The 15,935-nt window shown below is 56.7% G+C and carries 12 protein-coding genes and 7 pseudogenes; 9 read left to right on the forward strand and 10 right to left on the reverse strand.

Annotated elements, in window-relative coordinates:
* From CFR78_RS15030 to CFR78_RS15040, 3 pseudogenes are all read right to left on the reverse strand, one after another.
* Positions 1-750, reverse strand: a pseudogene (locus CFR78_RS15030) (IS3 family transposase); the annotation flags it as partial.
* Between the two features lie 62 nt (positions 751-812).
* Positions 813-1,442: pseudogene (locus CFR78_RS15035) on the reverse strand (IS91 family transposase); the annotation flags it as partial.
* A gap of 18 nt (positions 1,443-1,460) precedes the next feature.
* A pseudogene (locus CFR78_RS15040) lies at positions 1,461-1,670 on the reverse strand (tyrosine-type recombinase/integrase); the annotation flags it as partial.
* On the opposite strand from CFR78_RS15040, the pseudogene CFR78_RS15045 reads away from it, so the two are divergent.
* The 3 genes and pseudogenes from CFR78_RS15045 to CFR78_RS15055 all read left to right on the forward strand — a co-directional run.
* Positions 1,659-3,008 (forward strand): annotated as a pseudogene (locus CFR78_RS15045) (ParB/RepB/Spo0J family partition protein); the annotation flags it as partial. The pseudogenes CFR78_RS15040 and CFR78_RS15045 overlap by 12 nt on opposite strands.
* Positions 2,974-4,332 carry a TrbI/VirB10 family protein gene (locus tag CFR78_RS16805; RefSeq protein WP_167331779.1) on the forward strand — a complete coding sequence of 453 codons (1,359 nt, stop codon included), beginning with the start codon at positions 2,974-2,976 and terminating at the stop codon, positions 4,330-4,332. The pseudogene CFR78_RS15045 and the gene CFR78_RS16805, both read left to right, overlap by 35 nt.
* A complete protein-coding gene (locus CFR78_RS15055) occupies positions 4,329-4,601 on the forward strand; it encodes a DUF2274 domain-containing protein (RefSeq protein ID WP_034929965.1) in 273 nt (90 codons plus the stop codon). The genes CFR78_RS16805 and CFR78_RS15055 overlap by 4 nt, the downstream gene beginning before the upstream one ends.
* 15 nt (positions 4,602-4,616) lie before the next feature.
* Here the strand turns inward: CFR78_RS15055 and CFR78_RS15060 are convergent, their stop codons facing one another.
* The gene (locus CFR78_RS15060; RefSeq protein ID WP_084149646.1) at positions 4,617-4,862 is read right to left on the reverse strand and encodes a type II toxin-antitoxin system ParD family antitoxin; all 246 of its coding nucleotides are present in this window, start codon (positions 4,860-4,862) and stop codon (positions 4,617-4,619) included.
* A 231-nt stretch (positions 4,863-5,093) separates the two neighbouring features.
* Here CFR78_RS15060 and CFR78_RS15065 point away from each other — a divergent pair, with 231 nt between their 5' ends.
* A complete protein-coding gene (locus tag CFR78_RS15065) occupies positions 5,094-5,678 on the forward strand; it encodes a sce7726 family protein (RefSeq protein WP_084149647.1) in 585 nt (194 codons plus the stop codon).
* On the opposite strand, the gene CFR78_RS15070 is transcribed toward CFR78_RS15065, so the two are convergent.
* The 4 genes from CFR78_RS15070 to CFR78_RS16795 all read right to left on the reverse strand — a co-directional run bounded on the left by CFR78_RS15070 (position 5,644) and on the right by CFR78_RS16795 (position 9,785).
* Positions 5,644-6,705, reverse strand: coding sequence for a beta family protein (locus CFR78_RS15070; protein ID WP_205619136.1), 1,062 nt, complete (start codon positions 6,703-6,705; stop codon positions 5,644-5,646). The two genes, CFR78_RS15065 and CFR78_RS15070, sit on opposite strands and share 35 nt — an antisense overlap.
* Before the next feature lie 10 nt (positions 6,706-6,715).
* A complete protein-coding gene (locus CFR78_RS15075; protein ID WP_034929967.1) occupies positions 6,716-7,993 on the reverse strand; it encodes an XRE family transcriptional regulator in 1,278 nt (425 codons plus the stop codon).
* Positions 7,994-8,191: 198 nt separating this feature from the next.
* Positions 8,192-9,378, reverse strand: a protein-coding gene (locus CFR78_RS15080; protein ID WP_110581325.1) for an IS3 family transposase whose coding sequence is annotated in 2 segments (ribosomal slippage) — positions 8,192-9,120 and positions 9,120-9,378 — 1,188 coding nt in all. Because the reading frame shifts where the segments join, the coding sequence is not laid out codon by codon here.
* Positions 9,379-9,410: 32 nt separating this feature from the next.
* Positions 9,411-9,785 (reverse strand): DUF6932 family protein, encoded by a 375-nt coding sequence (locus tag CFR78_RS16795; protein WP_408884609.1) that lies wholly within the window; start codon positions 9,783-9,785, stop codon positions 9,411-9,413.
* A gap of 270 nt (positions 9,786-10,055) precedes the next feature.
* Between CFR78_RS16795 and CFR78_RS15090 the strand changes: the two genes are divergently transcribed.
* Positions 10,056-11,168 (forward strand): Fic family protein, encoded by a 1,113-nt coding sequence (locus tag CFR78_RS15090; RefSeq protein ID WP_034929969.1) that lies wholly within the window; start codon positions 10,056-10,058, stop codon positions 11,166-11,168.
* A 50-nt stretch (positions 11,169-11,218) separates the two neighbouring features.
* Here the strand turns inward: CFR78_RS15090 and CFR78_RS15095 are convergent, their stop codons facing one another.
* Positions 11,219-11,575 carry a tyrosine-type recombinase/integrase gene (locus tag CFR78_RS15095; RefSeq protein WP_456305862.1) on the reverse strand — a complete coding sequence of 119 codons (357 nt, stop codon included), beginning with the start codon at positions 11,573-11,575 and terminating at the stop codon, positions 11,219-11,221.
* A gap of 50 nt (positions 11,576-11,625) precedes the next feature.
* Here CFR78_RS15095 and CFR78_RS16490 point away from each other — a divergent pair.
* The 3 genes and pseudogenes from CFR78_RS16490 to CFR78_RS15105 all read left to right on the forward strand — a co-directional run.
* Positions 11,626-11,946, forward strand: a pseudogene (locus CFR78_RS16490) (chromosome partitioning protein ParB); the annotation flags it as partial.
* Positions 11,941-12,342, forward strand: a pseudogene (locus CFR78_RS15100) (DUF932 domain-containing protein); the annotation flags it as partial. The pseudogenes CFR78_RS16490 and CFR78_RS15100, both read left to right, overlap by 6 nt.
* A gap of 146 nt (positions 12,343-12,488) precedes the next feature.
* Positions 12,489-12,761: a type II toxin-antitoxin system ParD family antitoxin gene (locus tag CFR78_RS15105; protein WP_034929974.1), complete on the forward strand. Its 273-nt coding sequence runs from the start codon at positions 12,489-12,491 to the stop codon at positions 12,759-12,761.
* 48 nt (positions 12,762-12,809) lie between these two features.
* Here CFR78_RS15105 and CFR78_RS15110 read toward each other — a convergent pair whose 3' ends face one another.
* Positions 12,810-14,915, reverse strand: coding sequence for an HlyD family efflux transporter periplasmic adaptor subunit (locus CFR78_RS15110; RefSeq protein ID WP_034929976.1), 2,106 nt, complete (start codon positions 14,913-14,915; stop codon positions 12,810-12,812).
* 270 nt (positions 14,916-15,185) lie between these two features.
* On the opposite strand from CFR78_RS15110, the pseudogene CFR78_RS15120 reads away from it, so the two are divergent.
* A pseudogene (locus tag CFR78_RS15120) lies at positions 15,186-15,935 on the forward strand (IS3 family transposase); the annotation flags it as partial.

Consider the following 15,935-nt stretch of genomic DNA (forward strand, 5'->3'; position numbering starts at 1 on the left):
AGGACAGGACCTTGCGCGTGAACCAGTCCATGATCGCCACGAGATAGAGAAATCCCCGTTTCATGGGAATATATGTGATATCGGAACACCAGACCTGGTCAGGCCGATTGATGACCAGATCCCGTAGCAGATATGGATATTTCCGATGCTCCGGATGGGGCACGGTCGTGCGCGGCTTCTGGTAGATCGCCCGCAGGCCCATGATCGCCATGAGCCGCCGGACCCGCTTGCGGCCCACTTCATGTCCCTGGCGGCGCAGATGCCATGTCATCTGCCGTGAGCCATAATACGGCGTTTCCAGGAACTGGGCGTCGATCAGCCGCATCAGCTCCAGATTGGCTTCGCTCTGTGGCACAGGCCGATAGTAGACGCCCGACCGGTTGAGTTGCAGCAGCGTGCATTGCCGGATTATCGGCAGGCATGCTCTCTTCGGGTCAATCATCTGCCGCCTCTGATCACGCCCAACCGAGCAGAGGCATCCCGCAAAAAATCCCGTTCCACCAGCAACTGGCCGATCTTGGCGTGCAGTTTCTCTACATCAGCAGGGCTGACTGAAGGTTCCGTTACTGACTTACCAGAAAAAAGGCTTGCCATGCCTTCGATCGCCTGGCGCTTCCATTGGGCGATCATCGTCTGATGCACGCCATGTTTCGAAGCCAGTTCCGCCAGCGTCAGTTCCCCACGGATCGCCTCCAGCGCAACCCGTGACTTGAACTCTGCCGCATACCGTTTCCGCGTAACCTTGCCCATAAAACCCGTCCTCGTTCAGGCCAGATGATAGCTTATCGCCCTGTCCGAAAAATGGGGACCACCTCTGCATCGAAAAGTGCGCGCAGCCGGGTCAGGAACAGGCGGCGGAACAGTTTGCCCAGCACGCGAACGGGCAGCAGGAAGGCAGGGCGTGACGAGATCCAGCGCCGACCATCGGACGAGAGACCGCCACCCGGCACGATCATGTGCACATGGGGATGGTGGGTCAGCGCCGAACCCCAACTGTGCAGCACGGCGGTGATGCCGATGCGGGCACCCAGATGCCGGGGATCGGCGGCGATCGTCATCATCGTCTCCGAGGCCGCCTGGAACAGCAGGGTGTAGAGAACGGCCTTGTTCTGGAGCGCGATGTCGGCGATCCGCGCAGGTAGGGTGAAGACGACATGGAAATACCCGACCGGCAGCAGATCGGCCTCCCGCTCGGCCAGCCATGTCCGCGCGGCGTTCCCCTGACAGCGCGGACAATGACGGTTGCGGCAGCTGTTATAGGCGATCCGCCAGTGTCCACAGTCACCACAGGCCGCGACATGACCACCAAGGGCCGCGGTGCGACAGTGTTCGATCGCCGACATGACCTTGAGCTGCTGCAGGGGGAGACGGCCGGCATGGGCTGACCGCCAGGCAGGGCCGGCAACCCGGAAGATGTCCCCCAGTTCGAGGGAGGCAGACATGACCGCCCCGCCCGGGGATCAGCCGTCGGGTCTCGCCTGCATTGTCGCCAGCATGCCCAGTCTGTCGAGCGGACTGATGACGGCCCGCACGGTCCGTGTCGCAACTTTTGTATAAAGGGCCGTGGTCTCCAGACGGGAATGACCTAGCAGAACCTGGATCACGCGGACATCGACACCATCCTCAAGCAGGTGCGTGGCAAAGCTGTGCCGCAGGGTATGAAGTCCGGCCTGTCGATCGAGGAACTGGCCTGCGACATCGAACGCCGCGGGCTGCTGCAGAGCCTGAATGTCCGCCCCGTTCTCGACGATACCGGGGCCGAGACCGGTACCTATGAGGTGCCTGCCGGCGGACGACGCTTCCGTGCCCTCGAACTGCTGGTGAAGCAGAAGAAGCTCGCGAAGACGGCCTCGGTGCCGTGCGTGGTGCGCGCGGCCGGATCGGCCATTCTCGCCGAGGATGATTCCCTGGCCGAGAACGTCCAGCGGGTGTCCCTGCATCCGCTGGACCAGTTCCGTGCCTTCCGTGACATGCTGGAGAAAGGCATGTCCGAGGAGGAAATTGCAGCTGCGTTCTTTGTAGCACCCGCTGTGGTCAAGCAGCGTCTGCGTCTCATGACCGTGTCCGACAAACTGCTGGATATCTATGAGCAGGACGGCATGAAGCTGGAGCAGTTGATGGCCTTTTCCATCAGCGATGACCATGCCCGTCAGGAACAGGTCTGGGATATCGTGTCCCAGGGCCATAACCGTGAGCCCTATGTCATCCGCCGCATGCTGACGGAAAAGACCGTGCGGGCTTCGGACGCCCGTGCCCGTTTCGTAGGGCTGGAGGCCTATATCGTAGCGGGTGGCCACGTCATGCGCGACCTGTTCGAGGCCGATGACGGCGGCTGGCTGCAGGATCCGGCCATTCTGGACCGGCTGGTCATAGAAAAGCTGCAAGCAGCCGCCGACGACATCCGCGCCGAGGGCTGGAAATGGGTCGAAACCGCCCTGTCATTCCCATGGGGTCATACGCGGCAGTTCGCGGAGATCGATGGCACGGAAGTGCCACTGTCCGATGAAGAGACAGCCCGTCTTGAAGTCCTGCATACCGAGCAGGAAAGTATCGAGGCCGAATATGCCCAGGCCGACGAATATCCGGACGAGGTCGATGCGCGGCTGGGCGAGATCGAACAGGCCATTCTTGCCCTCGAAGAACGGCCTCTGGCGTTCGATCCCGCTGACATGGCGCGGGCCGGGGCTTTTGTCAGCTTCGACAGCGATGGCACATTGCAGGTGGAACGAGGCTTTGTGCTGCCCGAAGACATGCCAGCCGAGCCGAAAGACGATGATGCTGACGGTTCGGATGAATACGATTACCCCGCGTATGATGGGCAGGATGAACGTCTTACGGGTTATGGCGACGATGCGGGCGGGGAGGGCAACACCATCTCTCCCGATGTCGACCCCGAGGAGGAAGACGGGATCAAGCCGCTGCCTGACCGGCTGCTCACCGAACTGACGGCCTGGCGCACGCTGGCCCTGCGGGATGCTTTCGCCAGCAACCCGCACATCGCCCTGTCACCGCAAGACCTATCTTCGGCATAATGGCCCGGAGCATGTTCTGTGCTTCGCGCCGACACGCTCGGGCAAGGGCGTGGGTCTCGTCATCCCGACACTCCTGACCTGGCCGGGGTCGGCCATCGTGCATGACATCAAGGGGGAGAACTGGCAGGAGACCGCAGGTTTCCGGGGAACATTCAGCCGTGTCCTTCTGTTTGACCCCACCAATCCACGCTCGGATGCCTACAACCCTCTGCTGGAAATCCGCCGGGGTGAGTGGGAGGTGCGGGATGCCCAGAATGTGGCTGACGTGCTGGTCGATCCCGAGGGTTCGCTGGAACGCCGCAGCCACTGGGAAAAGACCAGCCATTCCCTTCTGGTAGGGGCCATCCTGCATGTCCTGTATGCGGAGAAGGACAAAACCCTCAGCGGCGTGGCAAATCTGCTTTCCGATCCAAAACGCCCGATCGAGACGACATTACGCGCCATGATGCGCACGAAGCATCTGGGAGAGGCGGGGCCGCACCCTGTGGTGGCGTCGGCCGCTCGGGAACTGCTCAACAAGTCCCCCAACGAACGGTCCGGCGTGTTGTCTACCGCCATGTCGTTCCTTGGCCTGTATCGTGATCCGGTCGTGGCCAAGGTGACATCCCGCTGCACGTGGCGGATCCCCGACATCGTGCGTGGCGGCCGCCCCACGACGCTCTATCTCAGCGTGCCGCCATCGGATATCAGCCGGACCAAGCCGCTGACCCTGCCTGTTTCCCCATATATCATTCAGGCGGGGACGGTAATCGCGGGCGCGCTCAACTCGAAGGTCAGTTCGGATCTGCCGGGGCAATTGATCGGGCATGTGACCCAGAACGTCTATGACAGCCCGACCGGACGCTACCTGCTTGTGCCGCAGGGCAGCACCCTTTTCGGCACCTATAACAGCAGCGTCTCGTTTGGGCAGCAGCGCACGCAGGTGATCTGGACCCGTCTCATCCGTCCCGATGGCGAGAGCATTGTGCTCGACAGGATCCCGGGTGCCGATGCGATCGGTCAGACCGGGCTCAAGGATATGGTGGACCAGCACTGGGGCCAGCTTTTCAGGGCAGCATTGGTGACAACCATGCTGAGCGTCGGCTCTGAAGCCGGGACATCATGGGGTGAGAACAACCTGCTTCAGGCGATCCGCAGCGGGGCCAGCAACGGGTTTTCCATGGTGGGAAATCGCCTGATCGACCGCAGCATGGATGTGCAGCCCACGCTGACCGATCGGCCCGGCCTGCCGTTTACCCTGATCGTCAATCGTGATCTGGTCCTCAAACCCTGGCATCCGCATGAAGGAGCTACGCCATGACAAAACTCCGTATCAGCACCATTCCAGACAGTCGGCCCGTCAAGCTGACCATCGAACTACCCGCAGAGATACATCGCGATCTGCTGCTGTATGCGGAACTGATCTCCGGGAAAGCAGGTGAGACGGCAGATGCCATCCCCGATGCGGCCAGACTGGTGCCGCTCATGGTCGGGCGCTTTATGGAGACCGATCGGGCCTTCCAGAAACAGCGGCGGGGCAGAAAGCCAGCATCAGCAGTCGAGCTCGCAGCCATTCCCTCGGGACGATGAGGTGGGCAAGCGAACTTATAGGTCACTATCCGTTGGTTCGGCTGCCGCACGGGCGTCTTTTCGCAACTGCTCCATACTCCTGGTTCCCGGGCCGCTACGTAGACCTGCGACGACGTGGCCTTGGAGTTCGCTATGCATGGTACGTGCCTCCTGATCACGTCTGATCAGATCGCGGACATAGTCGCTCGCATTACTATATCGTCCTGTCCTAGCTTGGTCTTCCACCCATTTCTTCATGGGGCCGGGCAGGGACACGTTCATTGTTGCTATAGGTGCCTCCGACTAATAGAATGGCATTCTTTGCCAATCCTTGTCAATTGTGAGGAAACATTCTATTTTTTGAAGTGTCCAAGCTCTTTCCAGTTGAATGGCGTTGTTTGTTTAGAAAGAAGGCGCGGATGCCGCGAGTAGGGGCATAATTGCCTTAAAAAGACCCTTGGTTCAGTGGGGAAAATCTGTAAAAACCCCCAGACTAGCTCATATGTGATTGTGATGAAGAAGATCGAAACATCGGATTTAGAGATACGGAAGGCCTTGCACGCAAAATATTTGCGTCGTGCTAACTCACGTCCGAATACCCTTATCATAGATGAACTCGGTCTGGTTCATGCAAAGAGTCGTATTGATATTGCAGTTATTAATGGTCATATTCATGGTTATGAAATAAAGAGCGAAAAAGATAATTTGGATAGACTTGATATACAAATATCAACATATACAAAATCGCTTCAGAAGATTACTTTTGTCGCATCAAAAAAGCATTTGGAAGATATTGTTTCAGTTGTTCCTGAGTGGTGCGGTTTAATTTTAGCTGAGCGAGGTATAAGAGGTGGTATTAATTTTAGTGTTTTACGGACTGCTACCATAAACCCTTTGGTTGATCCGTTTATGATGGCACATTTGCTCTGGCGTGACGAAGTCGTCGATCTCTTAAAACAAGCTGGATACTCAGCTAAGGATCTTAGGCAGCCGAGAAAGCAACTTTATGAAATATTATGCAGAGTAATGACTCCTAAAGAGCTTACGGCCTCTATTCGATCTTTTATGGTCCAGCGCCGAACGTGGCGAGATCGCTGAGAACCTGCATAATATGATGGCTGATAGCAACTTCTTTCCATCTAGTCTGATTGCTATGTCCTTTTGTGCGTAAAGCACATTTATAAATGTAATCGTCGCCACTCGAAAACGCCGAACCTGAAAATTCACCTGACGCTACAATTGATGCACAATGATCATGCATTTGTTCAGGGTGATCGCGGAAGGCGCCACCTTTCCGGATTTCCCAGGTTTTAGGTGTCGTGTATACGAGTTTTCCAGACGCTTTAATCTTGCGCATGTCTACCGGCGCAAAATTTGGATTAATTATTGCATAATCTCCATAATTAGGTCGCCGCATGTGAGTGGGTAAGGTTGTAATCAACGTCTGGTAAAATAGCCAATCGTGTCGCACAAGTTGATCTGCACCGCGGGCAACATCCTTAAATGTTTCTGGGATCGCAGTGCTTATTATTGTGAAATTTCGGAATATTCCTAAATCGCCAAAACGTTGCAGTGCCACGGTCATCGCTCCCGCGAATGCACGATAAGGTTCGAAGTTTGGCGATCCAAGGTCAATTACGAGATCCGTTTCTTCAAGGCTAATCCCCAGCTTTGAACACAGAGTTTCGACGCGCAAACGAGCATCGGGCTTCATCAAATCTTCCATGCGTACCGTTATTGCAACTCCCAATTGGTCGATAGCAATAATGTCCCTTACGACAGGAATAACGGCGAGTGGTGCATCTAATGGTAATGCTGGTACAGCATTTGTTTCGTATGCTCGAAGATTTTCAAAAATATACGTGAAAATATCCTGACTACTGTCCATCGGCTTTCCTAATATTTCAGGATGAACTGTAATCCATGCAGGTCTGTGTCCCCATTTGGTTTTAAAGCGATCCGGAAATGGTTCGACATGCTCTTGAATACTTTTTTTTGGTTTCCATAGTTCAAAGTCGAATTCGACCTCCGGTATAGTAATATAAGGGACAATCAGATCTTTAGCTACGTCTGTTAGTCGATTGAGAGCTTGGTATTCTCCTAGTCTCCAACGAAGTGCCGGCACGTACATTCCTTTAGTCAAGATCATGGGACACCTCTTCAAGCAATGATCGTACCTGCCCTTGGCCAACCAGATTGTTTAGAATGGTATAGTTATTTTGTTCTTTACGGATGCGGCCAGCAATTATGCTGGAATGAATGCCTACGGTTTCAGCATCAATTCTAACGGATTCTTCTGACAAGGCAAAACGAGAGAGGCATTGATCCCATAGATTTTCTGGTATCAACACATCCAGAGCAAACTTGTCGGCATCGATTTCAATTGTATCACTATCTCTCGCGTTCTCGTCGTCGAAGAAGTCAAAGCGTAATCCATCAAAAAGATGAAGAAAAATATGACCGAGTTCATGCATTAGCACGAACCAGAAGTTGTCGAGCCTATCATAACGTAATGTAAGGCCGATAACTGGTCGATCTCCATCAATGACCATTGCTGCGCCATCAAGATAAGAACCAGGCAAATGTGGTTCAATAATGAGAGTAATTCCGTGCGTGGCTAATAAATCTCGCGCAAGAAGTGGTCCATTTTTCTTTTTAGTAAGTTGTGTAATCTGTCCAAGCCACGTGTCATCAAGTTCAAACTTTCCTGTTTTGCCAAGTGCTATTTTCTGTCGTGCTCGATCTATTACGCGTGCTTGCCATGCGAGTAAGGCGTACTCATTAGGGGCATTGCCACTATGCATTTTCTTGCGATGTAGCGCTGACGCGAATTGCGGCCCAGCAGCATGTAAAAAATACTCTTTGACTTTTTCTATGGGATTGGTGCCGCGTGGAACATCAAACCATTTGCGTTTGATCATTTCCTTATAGGGGAGTTGGCCCCAAACGATATCGTCTGCAGTGCCCCATGCATAGATAGCACTGTCAGTTTGTCTCGGTCCTTCAAAGCTCCCCGAGGCTTTTACACCGAGAGCATGCGCAATTTCGATTAAGCGTGAGAGACTAGCTCCCATATAGAAACTGGCCTCGTAGCGCTGAATTTGTTGCGGCTTTAGATGTAGTTTCTCAGCAAGTTCGGTTTGGCTCATGCCTGCCGCAATCCGTGCTTGAACTAGTATGCGCGGGAGTTCATCAAGAGCGTAAGCTTTCGTGAAGGAAACTTGACCAGACCGTAGTAGTTCATATTCTGTAATCTCAGCCTCGATATCCGATATCTGGCTTTTGAGTGCGTTTATTTCTGCTTGCTTAAGCCACGACTGGTCGGACACGTGTTCAGTTGCGGTGCGTAGTGCAGCCTGTAGCTTTGAAAGCTGGGCTCTCGATATTCCACATTGCTTGTCGCTGTAGATCATGGCTGCACCTTTCCAGTCAAAAGTGGATCAGTCTGAAGTAAGATAGAGATGATTCCTTTCTGGTTCCCCGTGAAGCGATCTTGTTGGAAAAATTCGACGAATGTGCGTCCGACATCGGTACATGTCATGGATGAAGGGAGAGGTGGTCCCGTCCGTTCGGACAGTTTTGTGGGCTTGATAAGCTATACCCGGTTGTTGTTATGCCGCCCTTCTGACGGCGTTGCTGTTGGCCATCTGGTCCGGGGTTAACCCCGGACCAGATGGCGTCGGCACGTCATGATACGCCTCATCGGGCGTACGTCCAGCCAGCGCCGTATGCGGACGCCTTTCGTTATAATGGGCGATCCATCTGCCAAGCCCGGCCCGTAGCTCCGATCCGGTTTCGAACGCGTGCAAATAGACGCATTCGTATTTCAGCGACCGCCACAGACGCTCGATGAACACGTTGTCCAGCCAGCGACCGCGCCCATCCATGCTGATGCGAACCTGGCGTCGTTCCAGAACCTCGGTGAACCGGGGCGTCGTGAATTGTGAACCCTGGTCCGTGTTGAAAATCTCCGGGGAGCCGTAGCGCACCAGCGCATCCCGGAGTGCCTCGACGCAGAACTCCGCATCCATTGTGTTCGACAGACGCCAGGACAGCACCTTGCGCGTGTGCCAATCCATCACCGCCACCAGATAGAGAAAGCCCTTGTGCATCGGGATATAAGTGATGTCGGAACACCACACCTGGTTGGGCCGGTCGATGACCAGATCCCGTAGCAGATATGGATATTTCCGATGTTCCGGATGGGGCACGGTCGTGCGCGGCTTCTGGTAGATCGCCCGCAGGCCCATGATCGCCATGAGCCGCCGGACCCGCTTGCGGCCCACTTCATGTCCCAGGCGGCGCAGATGCCATGTCATCTGCCGTGAGCCATAATACGGCGTTTCCAGGAACTGGGCGTCGATCAGCCGCATCAGCTTCAGATTGGCCTCGCTCTGTGGCACAGGCCGATAGTAAACGCCCGACCGGTTGAGTCGCAGCAGCGTGCATTGCCGGATTATCGGCAGGCGCGCTCGCTTCGGGTCAATCATCTGCCGCCTCTGATCACGCCCAACCGAGCAGAGGCATCGCGTAAAAAATCCCGTTCCACGAGAAGCTCGCCTATCTTCGCGTGCAGTTTCTCCACATCAGCAGGGCTGACCGGGGGCTCAGACACCGTCTTCCCGGAAAAGGTCGCCGCCATCCCCTCGATCGCCTGCCGTTTCCACTGGGCGATCATCGTCTGATGCACCCCATGTTTCGAAGCCAGTTCCGCCAGCGTCAGTTCCCCACGGATCGCCTCCAGGGCAACCCGTGATTTGAACTCCGCCGCATACCGTTTCCGCGTAACCTTGCCCATAAAACCCGTCCTCGTTCAGGCCAGATGATAGCTTATCGCCCTGTCCGAAAAATGGGGACCACCTCTGGGAAAAACTCCCCTTTGAACGCGGCTTTCTGTGAAGCGCGTCCATTGGTAAAGTCCAAGAACACCGGATCAAGCTTCGTCGGGTCGACACCTGTCGGATCCCAACATGCATCGAAGTCACCTGGCTTTGGTTTCCCCGATATATAACTGCCGTCCAAGTAGATCGTCGGGCACCCCGCGTTACGCAATAGGTTTGATGCGTCAACTAGGCCATCAAACAGGCTACGGCGCCAAGGGTTTGTTGCGAATCTGACGCTCACCTCATCAAGGCTTGCTGGATGGACGCCGGGCGGTAGCAAGGGCCAGGGCGAGCCAGCCGCAGGGATAAGGTCAGGAATCATGTTTACAACAATAATGTTGTATGATGTGACCTGCAAGCCATTTCATGTGAGCTTGCTGATCCGTGAAGTGTTTAGCGTTCTCACGTTTCAGATGGGCATATCTTCCTGCTCGATACCAAACGGGCAAAATGGTGTGTGACATAGAATTTTTTACAAGACCGTCCAGCGTGTGTGCAGGGATAAAGGATTTATTCGCCGCATATCATGCGGATATAGCCTTGCAGTCTGCGGCGATTAGGCGCCATATTCCCTGCAAGGAGTGCAGGGAATATGGCGCGATACATTCATCAGCATGAAGACTGGCCCGGCTTCCAGTGGGACAAGGACACCATTGCCCATGAACTAGGCGCAGTGCGTCATCGGCAGGGACGCCTCTTGGGCCGTATGGAAAGCCTCGGCTTCGATTTCAGGTCGGAAGCCGTGCTCCAGACCCTGACGGAAGATGTCATCAAGTCGAGCGAGATCGAGGGCGAAAACCTCGATCGTGAGCAGGTGCGTTCTTCCATTGCCCGGCGACTGGGGATGGATATTGGCGCGCTGGCACCGGTGGATCGGGATGTCGAAGGCATTGTGGAGATGATGCTGGATGCGACCCGGCATTATGCCGATCCGCTGACCGAGGAAAGGCTGTTCGCCTGGCATGCGGCTTTGTTTCCCACTGGCCGAAACGGCATGTCACGCATTCTGGTCGGAGAGTGGCGCGATGACAGAACCGGCCCGATGCAGGTCGTGTCAGGCCCTGTCGGACGGGAGAAGGTTCATTATGAGGCGCCGATAGCCAGCAGGGTGCCCGCAGAGATGCAGGTCTTCCTCAACTGGTGCAATGCCGGGCAAGCGCTGGATCCTGTGCTGAAGGCAGCCATCGCACATTTGTGGTTTGTGACCATTCATCCATTTGAGGACGGAAACGGGCGCATGGCACGGGCTATCGGTGACCTCATGCTGGCGCGTTCGGAACAGACAGAGCAGCGTTTCTACAGCCTGTCGGCCCAGATCCGGCAGGAACGGAAGGATTATTACGCAATCCTTGAAGCTACCCAGAAGGGGGATATGGACGTCACGTCCTGGCTTCACTGGTTTCTGGGGGCGCTGGATCGCGCTTTTGATCGCGCTGAGCTGATCTTGGAAAAGGTCATCCAGAAGGCCCGTTTCTGGGATAATCTGGTCGGACAATCGATCAATGACCGGCAACGCCTCATGCTGAACCGTCTGCTGGACGGGTTCGAGGGTAAGCTGACCTCATCCAAATGGGCGAAGCTGGCGAAAACGTCACCGGATACAGCCCTGCGAGATATCAATGATCTCGTATCGCGCGATATTCTGGTCAGGGAGGCGGCAGGAGGAAGAAGCACCAGCTATGTGCTGGTTGTTCCCGAGACCTAAAACGTAGGCTGATGCTGACGGACAGGCCGTTGATTGGGTATGATCGGCATTCAGGCCTGTATCCTTGCACCGGTGAGCGCGGATGAAATGCGCTGGGCGACCTGATCCGTCGAGCGTTTGACGTTTTCCCGCTTCAGGTGGGCGTACCGGGAGGTGGTCTTGATGTCGCTATGGCCCAGCATCCGGCCGATCATTGTCAGGTCCGCTCCCATCTCCAGGGCATCTGATGCAAAGGAATGACGGAGATCGTGGAGCCTGACGCCATCCAGCCCTGCCGCCTTGCGGATACGACGCCACGGCTTTTGCAGGTCAGTGAGATATTCGCCAGCCTTGCGTCCGGTGATGACATAGGGATTGTCGGGCAGGCGAGGGGTGGTCTTCAGGACATCAACCGCTGCCGTGCCCAACTGGACAGTCTTCGCTCCGGTTTTGCTGTCCGGAAGGCGCAGTTCCGCTTCGCCGCGGGCGCTTCGTCGGACTGGATGTCTATGTTGCGGCTGGCGGCCACATCATGCGCGACCTGTTCGAGGCCGATGACGGCGGCTGGCTGCAGGATCCGGCCATTCTGGACCGGCTGGTCATGGAAAAGCTGCAGGAGGCGGCTGAACAGGTCCGCGCCGAGGGCTGGAAGTGGGTCGAAACCGCCCTGGCATTCCCATGGGGCCACACACGGCAGTTCGCGGAAATCGATGGCACGGAAATGCCGCTTTCTGACGAAGAAACCGCCCGTCTCGAAGCCCTGCATACCGAGCAGGAAGCCATCGAGGCTGAATATGCATCGGACCGCGATGTGTTCCTGTTCCTTGTGGACGACACGCACCCGATCGAGGCGGGCTGCCTGCCCAACGGCGATCCCGATCTCTATTTCCGGGGCTTCTACGCCTGGAATTCCGAAGTCGGCAGCAAGAGCCTTGGCATTGCGTCATTCTATCTGCGCGGAGTGTGTCAAAACAGAATGCTCTGGGGCGTGGAAAATTTCGAACAGATCACGATCCGGCATAGCAAGTTCGCCGCCTCGCGTTTCGTGCATCAGGCCACACCAGCGCTACGGAATTTCGCCACGGCCAGCCCGGCGTCATTTGTCTCCGGCATCCAGGCATCCCGGCAGGCACTGGTCGCGAAAACCGATGAAGATCGCGAAAGTTTCCTGCGTCGTCGTGGGGTCCGGCACCCTGTCGCCGGGTGGATCGGTGGACTGGAATTTCGGGCGGAAGCGTGGGCTTGGGATTTGATGTCGGCTGCTCGCCTGAAGGTTTTCGGCTGACAAAGCGGATACTTCATAAGTATGATAAAGTATGCTCACTTGGGAGGAACCGCCTTATGTCCACAATCGAACGTATGACCATCACCGTGCCGTCCGAGATGGCCGCGATCCTGCGGCAATCCGTCGACGGTGGTGAGTACGCCTCAACCAGCGAGGTGGTGCGCGAGGCGTTGCGCGAATGGATGCGCCGGCGCGATACGGATCGCCGCGATCTCGATGCCCTGCGGGAGGCGATCCGGCTTGGGGACGAGAGCGGGTCGAGCATCCCGGCCGAGACCGTCTTCGCCGAATTGCGGGACGCGATTGCCCGGCGCCGTTCGCAGGGATGAAACGGCTCGGCTTCGCTCCGGCAGCCTGCTAGATCCTGCGTGTTGCTGCTACAGGCCAGCTTCTCCCATAAAGACCGAAACAATCTTGCGATAGGTCCGCTGCATAAAACTGGTGGCGGTGGCGTGTATGCGGACCATTCCCCCTATGCGCTGTCTGACTGGTGGCAGCGGCCCATCAGGCAGGATAATAACCTGGTAGACCGCTTCTTCCGGTACGATCCTGTGGCTGGTTTCGTCCCGATGTGCCTTGATATGCCCGCCATACAGGGAGGCCTGTTCCAGCGCATCGATGTCCGGGACTGATGCAACCGAAATCGACCGTACATGCCCTGTTATCCGCTTGGCACCAGGGCTGTTGGCCATAAAACTGGCCTTTGCCCCGGGCTGTATGAAGCTGATGTCCATTTCATGCACATATGCCTCAATGGCGGCATGGTCTTCTGTTATGATTGATCCGATATAATCATGCTGTTTCAGCGTATCACCGACATGGATTTCCGGTGGAACATCTACCAGCATGCCGGCGAAGGGCGCGGTAAGGGTCAACTGCCTTATGGCGGCTTCAGCCCGCAGGCGCTCGGCTGTTTCCTGCTCGATCTTGTCGCGCGTATCATCAAGCGAGGCTGTATCTTCCACGCCAAACATCCGCTCCGATAATGTGGCTTCCAGCGTCGCCAGTCGTGCCATCGATACGGCGCGGTCATGGTCAAGCTGGGGGGAGCGCAGTTCGGCCACGGTTTCGCCTGCCTGTACCATGCTGCCTGTCGGGAGCAGGCGCACCACCTGGCCGGGATCCTGCGTATAAAGCATACTCTGCCCTTCCGCCCGCAATACGGCAGGTGCGCGCACAGAGTGACTCCATGGCAGTACCAGGAGTGCCAGCAGTATGGCCAAAGCGGCGCCCGTAACATGCACGCGGCGGCTGCCTGGCGCATGCAGGGCCTGCCGTGCCCATTGCGCCAGTTCTCCCATGATGGGGCGGGCAACAAAGAACCAGATTTCAATTCCCATCAGAACCACGCCCAGCGCGGGGAAAACCGCATGATAGACAACCAGTGCAATGCCGGTGAACAGGAAAAAACGATAAAGCCATGTCGCCATGCTGTAGCCGGTCAGCATGAGCCCCCGGTACGCGGGAAAGACCTCGGGCGGGGGGGTATCCATACCAAACAGGAACTTGCGGGTACGCCAGCGTGTCCACGCAAATGCGCGTTCCTGCAGGTTGGGAATGCCCATGAGGTCGGAGAGTATATAATACCCGTCAAACCGCATCAGTGGGCTGAGATTGACCGACAGGGTAAGGACCCATGTCGAACTGCTTAACGTAAACAGGCCGTCACGCAGCGCGCCGTCGGGCACGATGCTCCAGATAATGGTGGCCAGTGTCGCCAGCATGATTTCCGCCACCATGCCAGCGCAGTCGATAACCAGCCGGTCGCGCGCACGGATCAGTCGCCACGCATCAGTTGTATCGGTCCATAAAACGGGGCACAGGACCAGAAAGGCAATCCCCATTGCGGGTACCCGGCAGCCAAAATGGCGTGCCGCGATACCATGGCCCAGTTCATGTACCATCTTGCTACATGTCAGCGCCAGAGCAATCCCGATCGCACCTTGCGGGGTGATGAGATGCATGAACCCCGCGGCATAAAGGCTCCATTGCTGCACGACCAGGATCAATGCCAGCCCCACCGCCAGCACAAGGCCGGTACAGAACTGACGGGTAAAAAGCCAGTTCGTTAGTAGAATGCAACGTTTTAGGACCGGATCGGGATTGCATAACCGTACCCGCAGGAAAAGGTAATGATGCAGGATCCATGACAGCAATGGGGGCTTGCGCGCCTGCCGGGCCAGCAGGGCACTGTCCGTGCTGGTCTGGGCCGTGGTCAGCCCGGCCTGCCGCAGGAAGGCGGCAAAGGCCGTGACATCGGCAGGCTGCACATCAAACGTGCTCTGTTCACTGACCACGCGGGCAATCGTGTCCGGGTCAGCCAGGTCCCAGCGCTGCAGTATTTCCATTTCCATGCTGCCAACGCGTACGTAACGGTGGCGGGTGGGGTCATAGAGGGTCCATGTCGGCGCGCCGGTTACAACGGGCCCCCGTAACAGTTCCAGGTCATCACGCAGGGCAGGCCAGGGAGCGCGCGCGTTCATGCGCCGCCTTGCGGGCTGGCTAGAAGGAAAGCCATTGCCGTACCACGCCCAGTGGTTTGCGCAGGGCCCACAGCACCAGCATGTGCCGTGGGCCGTAGATGCGCGCGGTGCCGCGCAGGCCAAGGCGGATGTCGCTGTTCAGGTCGGCACGCAGGGTATAGGCCAGCGTGCCCGCAGGCGTGGGCGTGCTGGCGTAGGAGGTAAAGAGGTGGTCCCCATTTTTCGGACAGGGCGATAAGCTATCATCTGGCCTGAACGAGGACGGGTTTTATGGGCAAGGTTACGCGGAAACGGTATGCGGCAGAGTTCAAGTCACGGGTTGCGCTGGAGGCGATCCGTGGGGAACTGACGCTGGCGGAACTGGCTTCGAAACATGGCGTGCATCAGACGATGATCGCCCAATGGAAGCGCCAGGCGATCGAAGGCATGGCAAGCCTTTTTTCTGGTAAGTCAGTAACGGAACCTTCAGTCAGCCCTGCTGATGTAGAGAAACTGCACGCCAAGATCGGCCAGTTGCTGGTGGAACGGGATTTTTTGCGGGATGCCTCTGCTCGGTTGGGCGTGATCAGAGGCGGCAGATGATTGACCCGAAGAGAGCATGCCTGCCGATAATCCGGCAATGCACGCTGCTGCAACTCAACCGGTCGGGCGTCTACTATCGGCCTGTGCCACAGAGCGAAGCCAATCTGGAGCTGATGCGGCTGATCGACGCCCAGTTCCTGGAAACGCCGTATTATGGCTCACGGCAGATGACATGGCATCTGCGCCGCCAGGGACATGAAGTGGGCCGCAAGCGGGTCCGGCGGCTCATGGCGATCATGGGCCTGCGGGCGATCTACCAGAAGCCGCGCACGACCGTGCCCCATCCGGAGCATCGGAAATATCCATATCTGCTACGGGATCTGGTCATCAATCGGCCTGACCAGGTCTGGTGTTCCGATATCACATATATTCCCATGAAACGGGGATTTCTCTATCTCGTGGCGATCATGGACTGGTTCACGCGCAAGGTCCTGTCCT

The sequence above is a fragment of the Komagataeibacter rhaeticus genome (assembly GCF_003207855.1).
Lineage (GTDB): Bacteria > Pseudomonadota > Alphaproteobacteria > Acetobacterales > Acetobacteraceae > Komagataeibacter > Komagataeibacter rhaeticus.